16 protein-coding genes are annotated in these 17,820 nt (G+C 69.6%); 6 read left to right on the top strand and 10 right to left on the bottom strand.

Annotated elements, in window-relative coordinates; translation table 11 throughout:
* Positions 1–39: 39 nt before the first annotated feature.
* The gene (locus ACODT0_RS01285; protein WP_489040323.1) at positions 40–1,317 is read right to left on the bottom strand and encodes a TRAP transporter large permease subunit; all 1,278 of its coding nucleotides are present in this window, start codon (positions 1,315–1,317) and stop codon (positions 40–42) included.
* A 22-nt stretch (positions 1,318–1,339) separates the two neighbouring features.
* Positions 1,340–1,858, bottom strand: a complete 519-nt coding sequence (locus ACODT0_RS01280) for a TRAP transporter small permease (protein WP_489040322.1) — start codon at positions 1,856–1,858, stop codon at positions 1,340–1,342.
* 102 nt (positions 1,859–1,960) lie between these two features.
* On the opposite strand from ACODT0_RS01280, the gene ACODT0_RS01275 reads away from it, so the two are divergent.
* Entirely contained in the window at positions 1,961–2,674 is a 714-nt protein-coding gene (locus ACODT0_RS01275) for a GntR family transcriptional regulator (protein ID WP_489040321.1), read from the top strand.
* Here ACODT0_RS01275 and ACODT0_RS01270 read toward each other — a convergent pair.
* The 5 genes from ACODT0_RS01270 to ACODT0_RS01250 all read right to left on the bottom strand — a co-directional run bounded on the left by ACODT0_RS01270 (position 2,671) and on the right by ACODT0_RS01250 (position 9,146).
* The gene (locus tag ACODT0_RS01270; protein ID WP_296740170.1) at positions 2,671–3,720 is read right to left on the bottom strand and encodes an ABC transporter ATP-binding protein; all 1,050 of its coding nucleotides are present in this window, start codon (positions 3,718–3,720) and stop codon (positions 2,671–2,673) included. The genes ACODT0_RS01275 and ACODT0_RS01270 overlap by 4 nt on opposite strands.
* A gap of 22 nt (positions 3,721–3,742) precedes the next feature.
* Positions 3,743–5,980, bottom strand: coding sequence for an ABC transporter permease (locus tag ACODT0_RS01265; protein ID WP_489040320.1), 2,238 nt, complete (start codon positions 5,978–5,980; stop codon positions 3,743–3,745).
* Positions 5,981–5,990: 10 nt separating this feature from the next.
* Positions 5,991–7,022 (bottom strand): ABC transporter substrate-binding protein, encoded by a 1,032-nt coding sequence (locus tag ACODT0_RS01260; RefSeq protein ID WP_261206087.1) that lies wholly within the window; start codon positions 7,020–7,022, stop codon positions 5,991–5,993.
* A 124-nt stretch (positions 7,023–7,146) separates the two neighbouring features.
* Positions 7,147–8,460, bottom strand: coding sequence for a sensor histidine kinase (locus ACODT0_RS01255; protein ID WP_489040319.1), 1,314 nt, complete (start codon positions 8,458–8,460; stop codon positions 7,147–7,149).
* Positions 8,457–9,146 (bottom strand): response regulator transcription factor, encoded by a 690-nt coding sequence (locus ACODT0_RS01250; RefSeq protein WP_489040318.1) that lies wholly within the window; start codon positions 9,144–9,146, stop codon positions 8,457–8,459. Before ACODT0_RS01250 ends, ACODT0_RS01255 begins: the two co-directional genes overlap by 4 nt.
* Positions 9,147–9,336: 190 nt before the next feature.
* Between ACODT0_RS01250 and ACODT0_RS01245 the strand changes: the two genes are divergently transcribed.
* A complete protein-coding gene (locus tag ACODT0_RS01245) occupies positions 9,337–9,777 on the top strand; it encodes a GNAT family N-acetyltransferase (protein ID WP_489040317.1) in 441 nt (146 codons plus the stop codon).
* Between the two features lie 106 nt (positions 9,778–9,883).
* Positions 9,884–10,252 (top strand): nuclear transport factor 2 family protein, encoded by a 369-nt coding sequence (locus ACODT0_RS01240; RefSeq protein ID WP_489040316.1) that lies wholly within the window; start codon positions 9,884–9,886, stop codon positions 10,250–10,252.
* Positions 10,253–10,283: 31 nt separating this feature from the next.
* Here the strand turns inward: ACODT0_RS01240 and ACODT0_RS01235 are convergent, their stop codons facing one another.
* Entirely contained in the window at positions 10,284–11,363 is a 1,080-nt protein-coding gene (locus ACODT0_RS01235) for an ABC transporter substrate-binding protein (RefSeq protein WP_489040315.1), read from the bottom strand.
* 7 nt (positions 11,364–11,370) lie between these two features.
* Positions 11,371–12,246 carry a DMT family transporter gene (locus ACODT0_RS01230; protein ID WP_489040314.1) on the bottom strand — a complete coding sequence of 292 codons (876 nt, stop codon included), beginning with the start codon at positions 12,244–12,246 and terminating at the stop codon, positions 11,371–11,373.
* A gap of 108 nt (positions 12,247–12,354) precedes the next feature.
* Between ACODT0_RS01230 and ACODT0_RS01225 the strand changes: the two genes are divergently transcribed.
* Both ACODT0_RS01225 and ACODT0_RS01220 read left to right on the top strand, forming a co-directional pair.
* Complete coding sequence (locus ACODT0_RS01225) at positions 12,355–13,797, top strand: aminotransferase-like domain-containing protein (protein ID WP_489040313.1); 1,443 nt, start codon at positions 12,355–12,357, stop codon at positions 13,795–13,797.
* Positions 13,798–13,838: 41 nt separating this feature from the next.
* Positions 13,839–16,220: a DNA polymerase II gene (locus tag ACODT0_RS01220; protein WP_489040312.1), complete on the top strand. Its 2,382-nt coding sequence runs from the start codon at positions 13,839–13,841 to the stop codon at positions 16,218–16,220.
* Positions 16,221–16,222: 2 nt separating this feature from the next.
* On the opposite strand, the gene ACODT0_RS01215 is transcribed toward ACODT0_RS01220, so the two are convergent.
* On the bottom strand, positions 16,223–17,038 hold the full coding sequence (locus ACODT0_RS01215; RefSeq protein ID WP_209540007.1) for a crotonase/enoyl-CoA hydratase family protein: 816 nt from the start codon (positions 17,036–17,038) through the stop codon (positions 16,223–16,225).
* Positions 17,039–17,107: 69 nt separating this feature from the next.
* On the opposite strand from ACODT0_RS01215, the gene ACODT0_RS01210 reads away from it, so the two are divergent.
* Complete coding sequence (locus ACODT0_RS01210) at positions 17,108–17,815, top strand: Crp/Fnr family transcriptional regulator (RefSeq protein ID WP_261206096.1); 708 nt, start codon at positions 17,108–17,110, stop codon at positions 17,813–17,815.
* Positions 17,816–17,820 lie beyond the last annotated feature (5 nt).

The raw sequence follows: 17,820 nt of genomic DNA, 5'->3' as shown, positions 1-17,820 counted from the left end.
GTCTCTTGTCTCCTTGTGTGATGCGATGGGTGAACGGATTCAGCGGAACCAGGTGGCGGGCACGAGCACCAGCGCCGGGAACAGGATCAGCAGCAGCAGCACGACGAGCTGCGCCAGCATGAAGGGCATGACGCCGCGGATCGCGTCGTCCATGCGGATGCGCGCCACGCCGGCCACCACGTTGAGCACCGTGCCCACGGGCGGCGTCACCATGCCGATGGCGTTGTTGATGATGAACAGCACGCCGAAGTAGATCGGGTCGATGCCGGCCTCCTTGATGATCGGCATCAGCACCGGCGTGAGGATCAGGATGGTGGGCGTGAAGTCGAGCGCGGTACCCACCAGCACCACCACCGCCATCAGCACCAGCATCAACAGCGTCTTGTGCTCGATGAAGGGCTGCGCCAGCGCCACGATCTGGTCGGGGATGTTGGCCACCGTGATGAGCCAGGCCGACACCAGCGAGGCCGCCACCAGGAACATGATGATGGCCGAGGTCATGGCCGCGCTCAGCAGCGCGCGGTAGAGGTCGCGCAGCGACAGCGCGCGATAGACCACGGTGCTCACGAACAGCGCGTAGGCCGCGGCCACCACGCCGGCCTCGGTGGGCGTGAACACGCCGAACTTGAGGCCGAAGATGATGATCACCGGCAGTCCCAGCGCCCACAGGCTGCGCAGCACCGCCACGCCGATCTCGGGCAGGCTGCGGCGCGGCGCCGGCTGCACCGTGCCGCGGCGCGAGAGCCACCACCAGGTGACGATCAGCGAGGCGCCCATCATGAGGCCCGGCACGATGCCGGCCATGAACAGCTTGGTGATCGACAGGCCCGCGGCCACGCCGAACACCACGAAGCCGATCGAGGGCGGGATCACCGGCGCGATGATGCCGGCCGCCGCGATCAGCCCGCTCGAGCGGCCCACGTCGTAACCGGCATTGCGCATCATCGGGATCAGCAGCACCGCCACCGCCGCGGTGTCGGCGATCGCCGAGCCCGAGACGCTGGCCAGCACCAGCGCCGTGAGCACCGCCACGTAGCCCAGGCCGCCGCGGATGTGGCCGATGATGGCCATCGCGGCATCGACGATGCGCCGCGACAGGCCGCCGAGGTTCATGATCTCGCCGGCCAGCAGGAAGAAGGGCACCGACATCAGCAGGTAGTTGTCGGCGCCGTCGACCAGCTTCTGCGCCAGGATCTGCACGTCGAAGCTGTTCATCTGCAGCATCAGCGCGACGCCGCAGACCATGAGGGCGAACGCGATCGGCATGCCCAGCGTCATGGCGCCGAGCAGCGATGCGATGAAGGTGAAGACGGTCATGGAGTGGCCTCTGTCCTTGCGCTCAGTCGGCGGCGCGGTCTTCGCTCTCGCGCACCGTCACCAGCTGCGCGTCGCTGAGGTCGCCGCGCAACGCCTGCCAGAGGTTGGCCAGCAGGGTGATGCCCATCAGCACCGCGGCCACCAGCCCCACCGAATAGACCGCCGCCACCGGGATGCCCGAGACCGGCGCGTGGTTGTCGAGGTTGACCTTGGTCTGCTCCCAGCAGCCCAGCCACAGCATCACGACGCAGCCCAGCATCAGCAGGTGGCTCAGGACGAAGAAGGCCAGCTTGCCCGCATGCGGCAGCCGGCTGACCACCGTGTCCATGCCCAGGTGCGTGCCCTGGCGCAGCGCGACGATCGAACCGATGAAGGTCAGCCAGACGAACAGCATGCGCGACACCTCCTCGGTGAAGGTGATGCCGGTGTCGAACACATAGCGCAGCACCACGTTGGCGAACACCATCAGCGACATCACGGCCAGGCCGCCCACGAGCGCGTGCTCGAACCACCGGTAGAGCCGGTCCATTGCTGCATTCATCTTGTCTCCTGATCTGTGGCAACAAATATATCAGATGCCAGATATTAAACGCTAGAGATCAGATCCGGTATTTCCCGAGGGCCGGTCCTGTTAGGATCGCGCATGGCCCCGCCCCGTCAATCCGCCCTCTCCGTCAAGGTCGAGCGGCCCAAATCGCTCACCGAACTCGCGATCGACCAGATTCGCGCCGCCATCGTCAGGGGCGAATTGGGGTTCGGGGAAGCGTTGTCGGAGTCGGTGCTGGCGGCCACGCTGGGGATCAGCAAGACGCCGGTGCGCGAGGCGCTGCTGCACCTCAAGATGGAAGGGCTGGTCGAGGTCCATCCGCAGCGCGGGACCTTCGTCTTTCAGCTCGGCGAGGCCGAGGTCGCGAACATCTGCCGCTTCCGCTCGATGATCGAATGCGAGGCGCTGGCCGACGGCATGGAGCACCGGCCCGAGGCGCTGATCCAGGCGCTCGAGAAATGCCTGGACGACATGGCGGCCGCCTTCTCGAAGCAGCAGCACGACGAGTTCCCGCGCCTGGACACCGAGTTCCACAACGCCATCATCGAGAGCTGCGCCAACAGCTACATCCAGTCCGCCTACATGCTGGTGGCGGCGCAGCTCACCGCCCTGCGCTACCGGCTGCCGGCCGAAAACAGCCAGGTCACGCACTGCCAGGACAACCACCGCGTGGTCGTCGACGCGATCCGCGCCAACGACGCGGCGCGCGCGCAGGCGATCCTGCGCGAGCACATCCAGAGCACGGAGCAGGCCTACCTGATCGCCTGCCGCAACATGGTGGCGCCGGCGCGCGAAACGGCGAAACCCTAAGTTGCCGCGGCCACGATGGAAACGCCGTGGTCCGCCAGGTGCAGGCTCACGGGCGCGCCGGGCATCAGCGACTGCCTGACCTCGGGCGAAACGACGAAGATCTCGCCGAGCCCGCTCGAGAAGGTGTATTCCACGGTGCTGCCGACATAGGTCCTCTTGAGCACGCGCGCCGCGAGACCATCGTTCGAGACCGGCCGGATGATCCAGGCCTCGGGCCGCACCGCCACCTTCACCGGCCCCGCGCCGATGCCGTCCGGCGCCGTCACGCCGAGCGTGCCCAGCATCACCTGGCGCCGCGCATCGCAGACGCCGTCGAACAGCATCGCTTCGCCCATGAAGCCCGCGACGAATTCCGACTGCGGCGACTCGTAGAGCTCGTGCGGCGCGCCACGCTGGGCGATCGCGCCCTGGTCCATCACGATGATGTGGTCGCTGACCGCCAGCGCCTCGCTCTGGTCGTGCGTGACGTAGGCCACCGTGAGCGACAGCCGCTGCTGCAACGCGCGGATCTCCTCGCGCATGGAGCGGCGCAACCGGGCGTCGAGGTTCGACAGCGGCTCGTCGAACAGCAGCACCGCCGGCTCCAGCGCCAGCGCGCGCGCCAGCGCCACGCGCTGCTGCTGCCCGCCCGACAGCTCGCTGGGCATGCGCTCGTTCATGCCCTTCAGGCCCACGGTCTCGAGCATCAGCGCGGCCTTCTCGCGCGCCTGCGCCTTCGCGAAGCCCGACATGCGCAGCCCGTAGGAGACGTTCTCGATGACGCTCATGTGCGGGAACAGCGCATAGCTCTGGAACACCAGGCTGACGTTGCGCTGCGCCGCGCCCAGGGTCGTGACGTCCACGCCGTCGATGAAGATGCGCCCCGCGCTCGGCGTCTCGAGCCCCGCGATCATGCGCAGCGTCGTGGTCTTGCCGCAGCCCGACGGGCCGAGGATGGTGGTGAGCGTGCCCCGGGGCACGCCGAAGCTGATGTCCTTCACGACCATGGGCGCCTGGGCGCCGGTGCCATAGCTCTTGGACACGTTCCTGAATTCGATGCCGTACATGTTCTTCTCCGATTGAGATGCTTCAGGTGGCCGCCGGCGCATGTCGCGCGTCGGCCGCCCCGGTGTCCGGGCGCCGGGCCGCGGCGGCCCTGCGGCCCAGCCTGCGGTCGCCGACGCGCCATTGCACGAGGCCGGTGACCACCGCCATCAGCACGATCAGCGCGGTGCTGTATGCGAGCGCCACGCCGTAGTCGCCCTGGCCGACGCGGCCGATGATGAAGGTGGTGGCCAGCTCGGTCTGCGCCGTGACGAGGAAGATCACCGCCGACACGGTGGTCATCGAACGCACGAAACTGTAGATGAGCGAGGCCGCGAGCGCCGGCTTCAGCAGCGGCAGCGTGACCGACCAAAGCGTGCGCGCGGTCGAGGCGCGCAGCATCAGCGAGGCCTCGTCGAGCGACTTGTCGAGCTGCTTGAAGGCCGCCGAACCCGCGCGCACGCCCACCGGCAGGTTCCGGAAGATGAAGCACAACACGATGATCAGCCCGGTGCCCGTCATCTCGAATGGCGGGGCGTTGAAGGCCAGCACGTAGCTCACGCCCAGCACCGTGCCCGGGATCGCGAAGGCCATGAGCGCCGAGAACTCGAACGCGCCCTGCCCGCGGAACTGCACGCGTGCCAGCAGCCAGGCGATCAGGAGGCCCAGCCCCGCGGTGAGCGGCGCCGCCACGGCCGCCAGCCGCACCGTCGTGAAGAGCGAATCCCAGGCCACGCCGGCCCATTGCACCGCGCCCCCCTCCACCACCACCGAGAAGGCCGTGCGGAAGTGCGCCAGCGTGGGCGTGTAGTTCCGTCCCCAGGTCTGCACGAAGCCGCCGCAGAAGGCGAACACATAGACCACCAGCGTGAAGACCAGCCACGGCACGACCACGCACAGCGCGGCGCGCCGCAGACCGTCGGGCAGGCGCATCGAGAGCCCCGCGTCGCCCTTGCCCGAGACGGTGGTGAAGTTCCTGCGGCCCAGGATCCCGCGCTGCACCGCGAAGACCCCCAGCGCAAACACGGTCAGGATCAGCGCGAGCGCGGCCGCGCGGCCCTGGTCGAACTGCGCGCCGACGATCGCGAAGAAGATCTCCGTGGACAGCACCGAGAACTGCCCGCCCACGATGATCGGGTTGCCGAAGTCGGCGATGCTCTCGATGAAGCCGACCAGGAAGGCGTTCGTCAGGCCTGGCAGCATCAGCGGGAAGGTGACGTGGCGGAAGGTCCGCCAGGCATCGGCGCGCAGCGTCTGCGAGGCCTCCTCGAGCGAGGGGCTGATCCCCTCGATCACGCCACGCACGATGAGGAAGGCGATCGGCGTGAAGGCGAACAGCTGCGCGAGCCAGACGCCGAACCAGCCGTAGAACCAGCGCGTGGGTTCGATGCCGAAGGCCCATTCGATCAGCTGGTTGACCAGCCCCGCCCGCCCGAACAGCAGGATCAGGCCCAGCCCTACCACGAAGGGCGGCGTGATGATCGGCAGCGGCGCGAGGAAGCGCAGCGCATGCCTGATCCGCGAGGCACTGCGGTTCTCGACCAGCGCGAGCAGCGTGCCGAGCACCGTGGTCGTGACGCCGGTCAGCGTGGCCAGTGCCAGCGTATTCCAGGCAACGCCGCAGCTGCGCGCCGAATGCAGGCAGCCGACGCCCCAGATCCTTTCGCTCGCGATGCGCGCGAACCAGGCGCCGGCGCTGAACTGGCCGCCGTCGTCGAGGAAGGCGCCGGCCAGCGAGCGGAACACCGGCAGCGCGACGAAGGCCAGCAGCAGGCTGCCCGCGCCCACCACGGCCGCCGCGACGAACAGGTCGCCGCGGAACGCACCCGTGCGCGCCGCGCCGAACGCGGTCAGCATCAGCAGCGCGCCCAGCACGAGCATCGCGCCCCAGCCGAAGCCCGGTTGGCCGGCGGCGACGGCCGCCGCGAACAGGCCCGGCGCCGGGTCGGCGGCGGGCAGGCCGATGGCGAAACCCTGCAGCAGCACGCCCGCCACGCCCAGCGCGCCGCAACCGGCCAGCAGCCGTCCCTGCGCGACACCGGGCGCCCCCCGCATCGCCAGCAGGCCGGCGAGCAGCGGCCAGGCGGCCAGGGCCAGCCAGGGCCGGCGATGCAGCAGCACCTGCGCGAGCGCCGAGGAGCTGTCATGGCCCGCGAGCAGTTCGCCCACGCCCTGCAGTCCCGCGAGGCCATCGGGCAAGGCATGCCAGGGCAGCAGGCAGAAGGCGAGCAGGCCGACGACCGACCAGAGCGCGATCGGCCTGTTGTGAGGATCGAGCTTCATGCGGATCCGTTCAACGCGACTGGCCATTGACTTCGCGCTCCCAGCGTTCGATCAGGCGCTTGCGCTCGGCCGAGCGCCCGTACTTCGCATAGTCGTAGTCGATGAGGCGGATCTTGCGGAAGTCGGGGATGTGGCTGTCCAGCGTGGCCGACTTGTTGGACGGCAACTGGTACTGGTGCGCCGCCGCGGCCAGTTGCTGCGCCGCGGGCGTCAGGGCCCATTCGTAGAACCTCTTGGCATTCTCGAGATTGCGCGCGCCCTTGATGATCGACATCGAGCCGATCTCGGCGCCGGTGCCCTCGCAGGGCGTCGCGGTCGCGATCGGGAAGCCCTGCATCTGCTCGCTCGGCGCGTCGTGCACGAAGCTGATCGACACCGTGGTCTCGCCGCGCGCCGCGGCCTTGATCGGGCCGGTGCCGGAACGCGCGTACTGGCTCACGTTCCGGTGCAGGCCCTTCATGTAGTCGAAGGCCTTGTCCTCGCCCATCAGCTGCACGAGGGTCGCGATCATGGTGTAGGCCGTTCCCGAGCTCGCGGGATTGGCGACCTGGATCTCGCCGCGCAGGCCCGGCGACAGCAGGTCCTTCCAGCATTTGGGCTCGGGCAGCTTCTTCTTCGCCAGCAGTTCGGTGTTGTAGGCGAAGCCCAGCGGCCCCGAGTACACGCCGACAGTGCGCCACTGCGACTGCTCGGCCTGCGACTGCGACCAGGCATGCAGCTGCGGCAGCGAGGGCGACTTGTACGCAAGGGTCAGGTCCTGCTCCGCGGCCTGGAGATGGGGATCGCCCGTGCCACCGAACCAGACATCGGTCTTCGGGTTGCCGCGCTCGGCCAGCAACTGGGCCAGCGCCTCGCCGCTGCCGCGCTTGAGCACATTGACCTTGATGCCCGAGCTGCGGGCGAAGGTGGTGCTCATGAGCGAGCACCATTCGTCCTGCACGGAGCAGATGACGTTCAGCTGGCCAGCCCCCTGGGCATGGACGGCCGGCGCGCACAGGCCGGCGGCCAGCGCGAGGGCCGCGAGGGCATTTGTCTTGTTCATGGATATCTCCTTGGAGTGGGATCGAAAAGAAAAGGGCGACACGCGTCCCCGGCCACGCGCGGGCCGTGAAGAAACGGGAAGGAATGCGGGGGCTTCGTTCGGCCGGCATGGGTGCCGGCCGCGTTCAGGGGGCCTGGCTCCAGCGGACCACGGCGTCCACGCCGATGACCCGCCCGGCATCGACGCGGTTGTAGATCTCCATCGACGCGCCCATGGCCTCGGCGATCTGGCGGCAGATCGACAGGCCCAGGCCGACCCCGCCCTTGGTGGCCGAGAAGGCCTGGAACAGCCGCGGCCGCAGCGCATCGTCGACGCCCGGGCCGCCGTCCCACACCACGAGCTCCACCGTCGCGGCATAGGCGCGCACCAGGATGCCGAGCCGGCCGCCATCGGGCGTGTGATGGATCGCGTTCGCGAGCAGGTTGCGCAGCAGCTCGCCGAGCATCAGCGGATCGCCGGTGGCGCCCAGCTGCTCGTCGCCCTCGAGCGCGAAGTCCAGCCGCTTGGCCGCGATGAGCGGCGCGAGCTCCATCACCGCGTCGACGGCCGCCGCATGCAGCAGCACCGCCTGCAGGCGCCCCGCCCGCTTGACCTGCTCGAGCTTGCTGAGGCTCAGCAGCTGGTTGGCCATGTCCGTCGCGCGATCGACCGTGTGCAGCATCTGCGGCAGGATCTCGCCGGCCGGCACGTCGCCCGCCATGGCGGACTGCAGCTGCGTGCGCAGCACCGACATCGGCGTGCGCAGCTGATGGGAGGCATCGGCCAGGAAGCGGCGCTGCTGCTCGACCCATTCGCGCTGCCGCTGGTGCAGCTCATGCATGCGCGCCATGGCCGGGCGCAGCTCGGAGGGGCCGTCGTAGAGCGCCATGTCCAGCTGCGGGGCATCGAGCGCGCGGCGCGCGCGCGCCAGCCAGCGCGAGGTCATGGCCACCGCCGAGACCACCACGGCCGACATGCCGAGGGCGGCCGCGGCGAGCCAGCCCAGCAGTTGCCGCGGCATCCGGTCCCAGGCGGCGAAGCGCGCGCGCATCGGTTCCGCGGCCTGGACCACCACCTTCCCTCCGGGCCGGGTCGCGTCCTCGCGCAAGGCCGCCGCGGCACGCACCGCCACGTCCCCGCGCTGGCTCACATAGAGGCGCGGCGCGCCCGACGCCGGCAGGCTCGCGACCCAAGGGAACGCCTCGAGCATGCGGTCGCCGGCGATCCGGCTGCCGTCGAGCGAACCGGTCCGTTCGAACACGGCACCGACACCGGGCTGCCCCGAAGCGCCGAGCGCCGCCACCAGCCGCGCGTCCTGCGCCCGCGCCAGCTCGATCAGCGCCGCCACGAGATGGAACGCCGCGATGCAGGCCACGACCAGCCACAGGCCGCCCAGCAGCCACAACAGCAGGAAGCGCCGCAGCGACACGGCACCTGGCGGCCAGGACGACGGCATCATCCGCCGACCGGGCGTTGCGCCGCCGCGGAGGTGTCGTCGCACAGCAGATAGCCGACGCCGCGCAGGTTGAGCACCTCGACGCTGGCGCCGACCAGCTTCTTCCTCAGCCGGTGCACCACGAGGTCGATGGCCTCCGACTGCGCCGTGTCGGCACCGAACACCGCCTGCCTGAGCTCCTCCCTGGGCACCACGCGATCGACGCGCGACATCAGTTTCTTCAGCAGGTCGGCCTCGCGCTGCGACAGTTCGAGCGGGCTCTCGTCGCGGTAGAAGACATTGGCGGCGGCTTCGTAGCGCAGCCGGCCGCAGCGCAGCTCGCCATTGCGGCCGAGCCGGCGGGTCAGCGCGCCCACGCGCGCGATCATCTCCTCGAGGTCGAAGGGCTTGGCGAGGTAGTCGTCGGCGCCGGCATTGAGCCCCGCGATCCGGTCGCCGACCGCGCCGCGGGCCGTCAGGATCAGCACCGGGGTCGCGTTCCCGTCGCCGCGCAGACGGTGCAACAGCTCCAGGCCGTCGAGCCCGGGCAGCGACAGGTCGAGCAAGATGATGTCGAAGTTCTTCTTGCGCGCCGCCGCCAGGGCCTCGGCGCCATCGCTGCAGCACAGGATCTCGAAGCCGCGCGACGACAGGCTGCGGGACAGTATTCCCGACAGATCGAAGTCGTCTTCCACGAGCAGCAGTTGCATGCCCGGATGTTGCCATCGGGGACCTTCCCGCGAACTGGGGCTTGCACCACGCAACGGTGAAAGACAGACGAAAGAAAGGCCGGCGTCGATCCAGCGGGCAATGGTCCAGCCAGATTCGAAGAACGTGGTCCAACCGGAAGGCGCGATGCGGACGCACACTGCCTCGACCCCTTTCATCGACCTTGCCCTCATGACCGCCACCCCGATCCACTTCCGCCCCGTCGAATCCGATGCGGACCTTCTCGCCTGCCATCCCATGGTGCGCCAGTTGCGTCCTCACCTCGCGAGCCCCGAGGCCTTCCAGCAGGCCGTGGCCGAGCAGCGCCGCGAGGGCTACCGCATGCTCGCGGCCTGGCGGCACGATGCGCCGTGCGGCTTCGCGGGCTACCGCTTGCAGCGCAACCTGATCCACGGGCGCTTCCTCTATGTCGACGACCTCGTGACCGCGCAGGACGAGCGCGGCGGCGGCGTGGGCAGCGCGCTGCTCGGCGCGCTGAAGGCGCTGGCCCGCGAGGCCGGGTGCACGCGCCTCACGCTCGACACCGGCTTGGACAACGCGCTGGCGCAGCGCTTCTACTTCCGCAACGGCCTGCTCGCGCGCGGCCTGCATTTCGGATTCGACCTGCGCTAGCTGTCAGCCGATCGCGTACGTCATCGTTGCCCATGGGCCGACGATCGCGACGCGCCGGAGCTCTACAACCGGAACCTGTTCCTGGTTCAACGAAGGAGAGTTCCGGATGTCACAGACGAACAAGGCCGTCCTCGAGCAGGCCAACGCGGCCATCGTCGAAGGCGACTACGAAGGCTTTCTGAGTGCCTGCACCGACGACACGAAGTGGACCTTCGTGGGCGAACAGACGCTCGACGGCAAGGAAGCCGTTCGCCAGTGGATGGCCCGGACGTACAAGGAGCCGCCCCGGTTCGATGTGCATCGGCTGGTCGCCGAGGGCGACATCGTGGCGGCCATCGGCGAGATCACGCTGAAGGACGAAGCGGGCAAAGCGACCCATCACAGCTACTGCGATGTCTGGCGCTTTCGCGACGGAAAGCTGGCCGAGCTGCATGCCTTCGTGGTCGAGACGGGGCAACAGGCCGGCCCGCGATGAACAGAGGGCGCCGCCTGACTTCCGCCATTCGTCAGGCGCCGGTGTGGAGCACCCTGAAGCGATCGGGCTGCGAGGGATCGCGCTCGACGACCTGGACCGGCGGCCCGGCCCATTGCAGGACATCGATGCCCGGCACGCGCGAGAACCGGAAGGGACCGCGGCTGCCCTCGAAGCTCGCGTGCGACCATGCATCGGCTATGCCTTCGCGCCGCGCACCGTGCGATCGCATCGCTTCGGCGAGCACAGCGATCGCGTCGTAGCCCTCGAAGGCGACGAACGAAGGCGCCACGCCCAGTCGCTCGCGCAATGCCGCTTCGATGCGCATGGCTGACGAACCGAGACGCTCGGGCAGATAGCGAAGAAACGGAATCGCCGCGCCATCCACCCCCAGCGCCGCCATCCATTCGGCGAACTCGGGCTGCCCCGCTGGCGCGCCGATCCGCATGCCGGCAAGGCGTGGGTCATGGCGCACTGCCTTGACGATGGGCACGCCCGGCTCGGGGTGGCCGGCCAGCATCAGGACGGCCGTGGCGCGTTGCTCGAACAGCTGGTCGCACAGTGCCGCGGGCGACAACGCGCGCGCGTCGAGCTCGATCAACACGCCGCCGCGCGCGGCCAAGTGCTCGCGCAGGATCACCGTGCCCGCCGCCCAATAGACGCTGGCATCAGCCGCGACCGCGATGCGGCGATGGCCCTCGCCCAGCAGGAAGTCGGCGTAGATCCGCCAGCCATGCGACTGCGCCGGCGCCAGCCGCGCCACCCAGGGTGTCGGCTGTTCGCACAGCGCATCGAGCACCGCCGACGCGCAGAGGAACGGCAGGCCAAGCGCATGCGCCCGCGCGGCCGCGGCGCGAGCGACCACGCTGTGGTACTCCCCGGCCAGCGCCACCACGCCGAGGCCGGCCAGTTCGTCCACGGCGGCCACGGCTTTCGCGGGATCGGCCGCGGTGTCCCTCGCCACCAGGCGCAGGGGCCGGCCGTCGACACCGCCCGCATCGTTGATCTCGCGCACGGCCAGTTCCATGCCCGCCAGCAGATGCTCGCCCGCCTCGACCCAGCCCGGCCGGCTCAGCGGCGCGAGCGCGCCGATCTCGATCGCGGAAGAACTCATCGGCCGCTCAGGCGAAGCGCTTGGCGCCCGCCACGCAGAACACCACGACCACGGTCGATGCGATCATGGTCCAGGCCACCGGCTCGCCGAGCAGCATCCCGGCCAGCAGCAGGCCGAAGAAGGGCTGCAGCAACTGCAGCTGGCCCACGCCCGCGATGCCGCCGAGCGCCAGGCCGCGGTACCAGAAGACGAAGCCGATCATCATGCTGAAGACCGACACGTAGGCGAGGCCGGCCCAGGCCGGGGCGCCGATGCGGTCCCAGGCATGCGGCAGGGTGAACAGCGCGATGGCGGTCATGAGCGGCAGCGACAGCAGCAGCGCCCAGCAGATCACCTGCCAGCCGCCGAGGCGGCGCGAGAGCGTGGCGCCTTCGGCATAGCCGAGTCCGCACACCACGATGGCCGCGATCATCAGCAGGTCGCCCTGCAGGCTGCCGCCGCGGCTGCCGTGCAGCGCAAAGCCGGCCACCACAGCGGCCCCGACGATCGAGAACAGCCAGAAGGCGGGCCTGGGCCGCTCGCCGCCGCGCAGCACGCCGAAGATCGCGGTCGACAGCGGCAACAACCCGACGAAGACCACCGAATGCGCGGCATCGATGTGCTGCAGCGCCAACGCGGTCAGCAGCGGGAAGCCGACGACCACGCCGATCGCCACCAGGGTCAGCGGCACGAGGTCGGCCCGCCTGGGCCGCGCCTCGCGCAGCGCGAACAGGAACACCGCGCCCAGCAAGGCGGCGATCACCGCGCGCGCGCCCGTCAGGAACAACGGCGAGAAATCGGCCACGGCCACGCGCGTGGCGGGCAGCGAGCCGCTGAAGATGAGCACGCCCAGCAGGCCGCTGCCCCAGCCGGCCGAATGTCGTCGAGAACCTTCGCTTGTCATCCGCCCAGCGTATCTGGGCCGAGCCCTGACGGGAAGGCACAGAGGCATACAATTTCCGCAAACTGTATGGCTCATCCCGGCCACACAGTCACCCGGAAGGCGGCGAGGATGAACGGTGTGAAGGCAACGATGCGGACCGATGCGCTGATGGAGGCGGTGCGCGCCAAGATCGCGAACCGCGCCCTGGTGGAAGGCGACCGCCTGCCTTCGGTGCGCAGCTTCGCCGAGACCATGGGCGTCTCGCCCTCCACCGTGGTCGAGGCCTACGACCGCCTCGAGGCCGAGGGCGTGATCCGCGCGCGGCGCGGCTCGGGCTTCTACGTGACCGGCGCCAACCTGCCGCCGATGGCGCTGGCCGAGATGGGCGCGCCGCGCGAACGCGACGTCGATCCCTTCTGGGTCTCGCGCCAGTCGCTGGATGCCGATGGTTCCTTTCTCATGCCGGGCTGCGGCTGGCTGCCGGCCGACTGGATGCCTCACGCCGCCCTGCGCAAGGGCCTGCGCGCGCTGAGCCGCGCCGACGACGCGCTGCTGGCCGACTACGGCAGCACGCGCGGCGCACTCGCGCTGCGCCGCCTGCTGCTGGCGCGCCTGGCCGACGAGGGCATCGCCGCGACGCCCGAACAGCTGCTGCTGACCACCTCGGGCACGCAGGCCATCGACCTGATCTGCCGCCTGCTGCTGCGGCCCGGCGACACCGTGCTGGTGGACGATCCCTGCTACTTCAACTTCCAGGCGCTGCTGCGCGCGCATCAAGCGAAGATCGTCGGCGTGCCGTTCACGCCCACCGGCCCCGACGTCGCGGCCTTCACGCAGGCGCTGGCGCAGAACCCGCGGCTCTACATCACCAACTCGGCGCTGCACAACCCCACCGGCGCCACGATCTCGCCGCAGACCGCGCACCGCGTGCTCGGCGCGGCCGCGGCGCAGGGCATGACCATCGTCGAGGACGAGGTCTTCGCCGACTTCGAGCCCTCGCCCTCGCCGCGGCTCGCGGTGCTCGACGGCCTGCAGCGCGTGATCCGCATCGGCAGCTTCTCCAAGACGCTCTCGGCCTCGGTACGCTGCGGCTACATCGCCGCGCGCCGCGACTGGATCGACGGGCTGGTCGACCTGCAGGTGGCGACCCAGTTCGGCGGCCCGAGCCCGGTGGCCACCGAACTGATCGCCGGCGTGCTGGCCGGCGGCAGCTACCGCAAGCACATGGACGAGGTGCGCCAGCGCCTCATGCGCGCGCGCAAGGACGCCACCGAGCGCCTGAGGGCGCTGGGGATCGAGCCCTGGCTCGCGCCGCGCGGCGGCTTCTACCTCTGGTGCCGGCTGCCCGATGGGCTCGACTCCGCGGTGCTGGCGCGGCGCTGCATGGAACAGAAGGTCGTGCTCGCGCCCGGCAATGTCTTCAGCGTCTCGCAGACGGCCGGCGCGTTCGTGCGCTTCAATGCCGCGCAGCTCGGCGACCGGCGCGTGTTCGGCCTTCTCAAGCAGGCCATGAAGGACAGCATGCCCCCACGCAACACGACGACCAGGCGCAAGCCAAGCGCGGCCCTGTGAGAATCGACCACGCTCCCGCCCCATCCGATCTCCAGCCTCCCGTGCCGTCCACCGAACTCCAGGGATTCATCCTCACCCGGCGCTGGCGCGATGCGCCCGGCGGCACCGAGATCGAGTTCTGGCTCGCCACCGACGAGGGCCCGCGCAAGGTGCTGCTCAACGCGCAGACCTCGGTCGCCTTCGTGGCGGCGAAGCACAGGCAGGCGGTGGAAGCGCACGCCCCGGAGCTGCCGGGCCTGCAGTTGCGCGAACTCGCGCTCAAGACCTTCGGCCAGGAGCCGGTCGTCGGCGTCTACGTCACGCATTTCCGCCAGCTCAAGCGGCTGGTGCGCCTGCTCGAGGCGAAGAGCATTCCACTGCTCGAAGCCGACATCCGGCCGCACGACCGCTACCTGATGGAGCGCTTCATCACCGCGGGCGCGCTCGTGGAAGGCGGCAGGCCCGACGGCGCCGCCCTCGTCGATGCGAGGCTCAAGCCCGCGCCCGCCTACCGGCCGCGGCTCAAGGTGGTGTCGCTCGACATCGAGACCAGCCAGCACGAGGAGCTCTACTCGATCGCGCTCGACGGCACCGGCGAGCGCGTGGTCTACATGCTGGGCGAAGCGCCCGCGCAGGCGGCGAGCGAACCGCTGGACTTCTCGCTCGTCTACTGCGCCAGCCGCAAGGCGATGATCGAGTGCCTCAACGACTGGTTCGAACACAACGACCCCGACGTCATCGTCGGCTGGAGCGTGATCCAGTTCGACCTGCGCGTGCTGCAGAAGACGGCCGACACCGCCGGCACGCCGCTGCTGCCGGGTCGCGAACGCCGGCCCTTCGAATGGCGCACGCATCCGGGCAAGCAGGGCTACCTGTTCGCGACCACCGCGGGCCGCGTGATCATCGACGGCATCGAGGCACTGCGCTCGGGCATGTGGAGCTTTCCGTCCTTCAGCCTCGAGTCGGTGTCGCAGGCCTTGCTCGGCGAAGGCAAGGCCATCGGCGACGAGTACGACAAGATGGCCGAGATCGAGCGCCGCTACCAGCAGGACAAGCCGGCGCTCGCCACCTACAACATTCGCGACTGCGAGCTGGTGCTGCGCATCTTCGAGAAGACGAAGCTGCTGAGCTTCGTGCTGGAGCGCGCCCAGACCACGGGCCTGCAGGCCGACCACTTCGGCGGCTCCATCGCCGCGTTCAGCCACCACTACCTGCCGCGCATGCACCGGCTGGGCTACGTGGCGCCCAATGTCGGCGAGATCCTCAGCAAGGCCTATCCGGGCGGCTACGTGATGGACTCCAAGCCCGGCTTCTACGACTCGGTCGTGGTGCTCGACTACAAGAGCCTCTATCCATCGATCATCCGCACCTTCCTCGTCGACCCCGTGGGCCTGGTGGAAGGCATGCGGGCGCAGGACCCGGCCGCGGGCGTGAAGGGCCCGAACGGCACCCTGTTCTCGCGCGACAGGCACTGCCTGCCCGAGATCGTCAGCACCTTCTGGCATGCGCGCGACGAGGCCAAGCGCGCGAAGAACGAGCCGCTGTCGCAGGCGCTGAAGCTGCTCATGAACTCCTTCGCGGGCGTGCTGGGTGCGTCCGACTGCCGCTTCTTCAATCCCGACCTGGTGTCCGCCATCACGCTGCGCGGCCACGAGATGATGCGGCTTACGCGCGACTTCGTGGAGGAACGCGGCTACGAGGTCATCTACGGCGACACCGACTCCATCTTCATCTGGCTCAAGCGCGCGCATTCCAGCGAGGACGCGCACGCCATCGCGGCGGCGCTCACCACCGAGATCAATGCCTGGTGGACCCGCACCCTGCACGACGAACAGGGGCTGCGCAACTTCCTCGAGATCGAGTTCGACACCCACTACAAGAAGTTCTTCATGCCCACCATCCGCGGCTCGGAGATCGGCAGCAAGAAGCGCTATGCGGGCCTGAGCGTGGATGCCAAGGGCCGGGAGGAGATGGTCTATCGCGGCCTCGAGATGGCGCGCAGCGACTGGACGCCGCTGGCGCGCCAGTTCCAGGAAGGACTGCTGTCGCGCATCTTCCACGACGAGCCCTACCGCGATTTCGTCGCCGACTACACGCGCTCGATGCTGGCGGGCGCCAAGGACGAGCTGCTGATCTACCGCAAGCGCCTGCGCCATCGGCTCGACGACTACCAGGTCAACGTGCCGCCGCAGGTGCGTGCGGCGCGCATCGCCGACGCATTCAACGACCGGGCGCAGCGGCCACGCCAGTACCAGAACGGCGGCTGGATCCAGTACGTGATGACGCGCAACGGGCCCGAGCCGCTGGAAGCGCGGCAGTCGCGCATCGACTACGAGCACTACCTCGCGAAGCAATTGCGGCCGATCGCGGATGCGATCCTGCAGCCGATGGGCGAGAGCTTCTCGGCGCTGACCTCCTCGCAGTCGCGCCTGTTCGACGAGTAGGCTCAGATGCGGCCGAAGTCGCCGCCGCGCCCCAGTCCCGATGCGAAGCGGCCCGCGCCATCGGCGCCTTCCTGGTGATGCGCCTCCACGCCGTTGGCCCACTCCACGCGCATCGCATCGCGCAGCGGCAGGCCATGGCTTTCGTGCACCGTGCGGCGATCGGCCCGCACGGCGGCCTGCGGAAAGCGCGCGATCTCCCTGGCCATCGCCTCGGCCGCCTGCCGCGCCTCGCCATGCGGCACCAGTTGCTCGCACATGCCGATGCGCAGCGCCTCCTCGGCCGGCACCTTGCGGCCGGTGAGGATGATCTCCATCGCGCGGCCCTGTCCCACCAGCCGCGGCAGACGCACCGCGCCGCCATCGAGCAAGGGGATGCCCCAGCGGCGGCAGTAGACGCCGAAGTAGGCGCTCTCGGCCATCACGCGGATGTCGCACCACAGCGCGAGCTCCATGCCGCCCGCCACCGCGGGGCCTTCCACCGCCGCGATCACGGGCTTCGACAGCTCCAGCCGCGTCGGCCCCAGCGGCCCTCGCGGCGCCGCGTTGGCGCCCATCGGAAACGCCAGGCCGCGCACGATGTCCTGGTCGAAGCGCTCGCGGTCCGCCAGCGTGCTCGCGTACTTGAGGTCCCAGCCGGCGCAGAAGGCGCCGCCCTCGCCCCACAGCACCGCGACGCGCGCCTGCGGATCGCGGTCGAAGGCCTGCAGCTGCTCGACCAGCGCGTCGGCGCTGTCGGGGTCCATCGCGTTGCGCGCTTCGTCGAAGCGGCTGTGGATCACGGTCCACACCGCACCATCCTTCTCGGTTCTCACGGTCATTGGCGTCTCCTGTTGAAGTGCTTACTATCGTGAAGACACGCGCATCGCGCTGTCGTTGCAACGACATCCATGAAGCCCGCCCCACCGCCCACCTCCCTGCTAGACCGCAGCGCCTGGTTCGCCACGCTGGAGCCGGCGCAGCAGGCGCTGGTGCGCGCCACCCTGGTCGAAAAAGATGCCGCGATCGGCGAATGCGTGGCCAGGGTGGGAGAGACCGCGGCGCACTGGATCGGCGTGGACAGCGGCTTCCTGCAGATGTCCGTGACCGCCGCCGATGGCAGCGAGACCACGCTGCATTTCCTGCGCGAGGGCGAGTGGGGCGGCGAAGGCTCGATGCTCAAGCGCGAGCAGCGGCGCTACGACGTGATCGCGGTGCGCGCGAGCCGCGTCTGCCTGCTGCCCGCACCCACCTTCGAGCTGCTGCTCGCGCAGAGCGTGCCGTTCAACAACTTCCTGCTCAACAACCTCAACCAGCGCATGGGCACGGTCACGGCCTTGCTCGAAGCCTCGCGCATGCTGGCGCCCGACATGCGCGTCGCGCGCTGCCTCTCGCTGCTGGCCCAGGGCGACGACGGCGATGCGCTGGCCCTGCCGCAGCATCAGCTCGCCAACCTGTGCGGACTGTCGCGCCAGCGGACCAACATGGCGCTGCGCGCGCTGAGGTCCGACGGATTGGTGCAGCTCGAGGGTCCCCGGATCAGGATCGTCGACTTCGCCGGGTTGGCGAGCCATGGCGCGAAGGCCGGCGGGCGAAGGAAAAGCGGGCGCGCCGCCTGACCATC

The organism is Variovorax sp. FG153, from assembly GCF_057809595.1.
The sequence above is the reverse complement of the archived record's forward strand: the minus strand, read 5'-3'. Positions and strand labels throughout refer to the sequence as shown.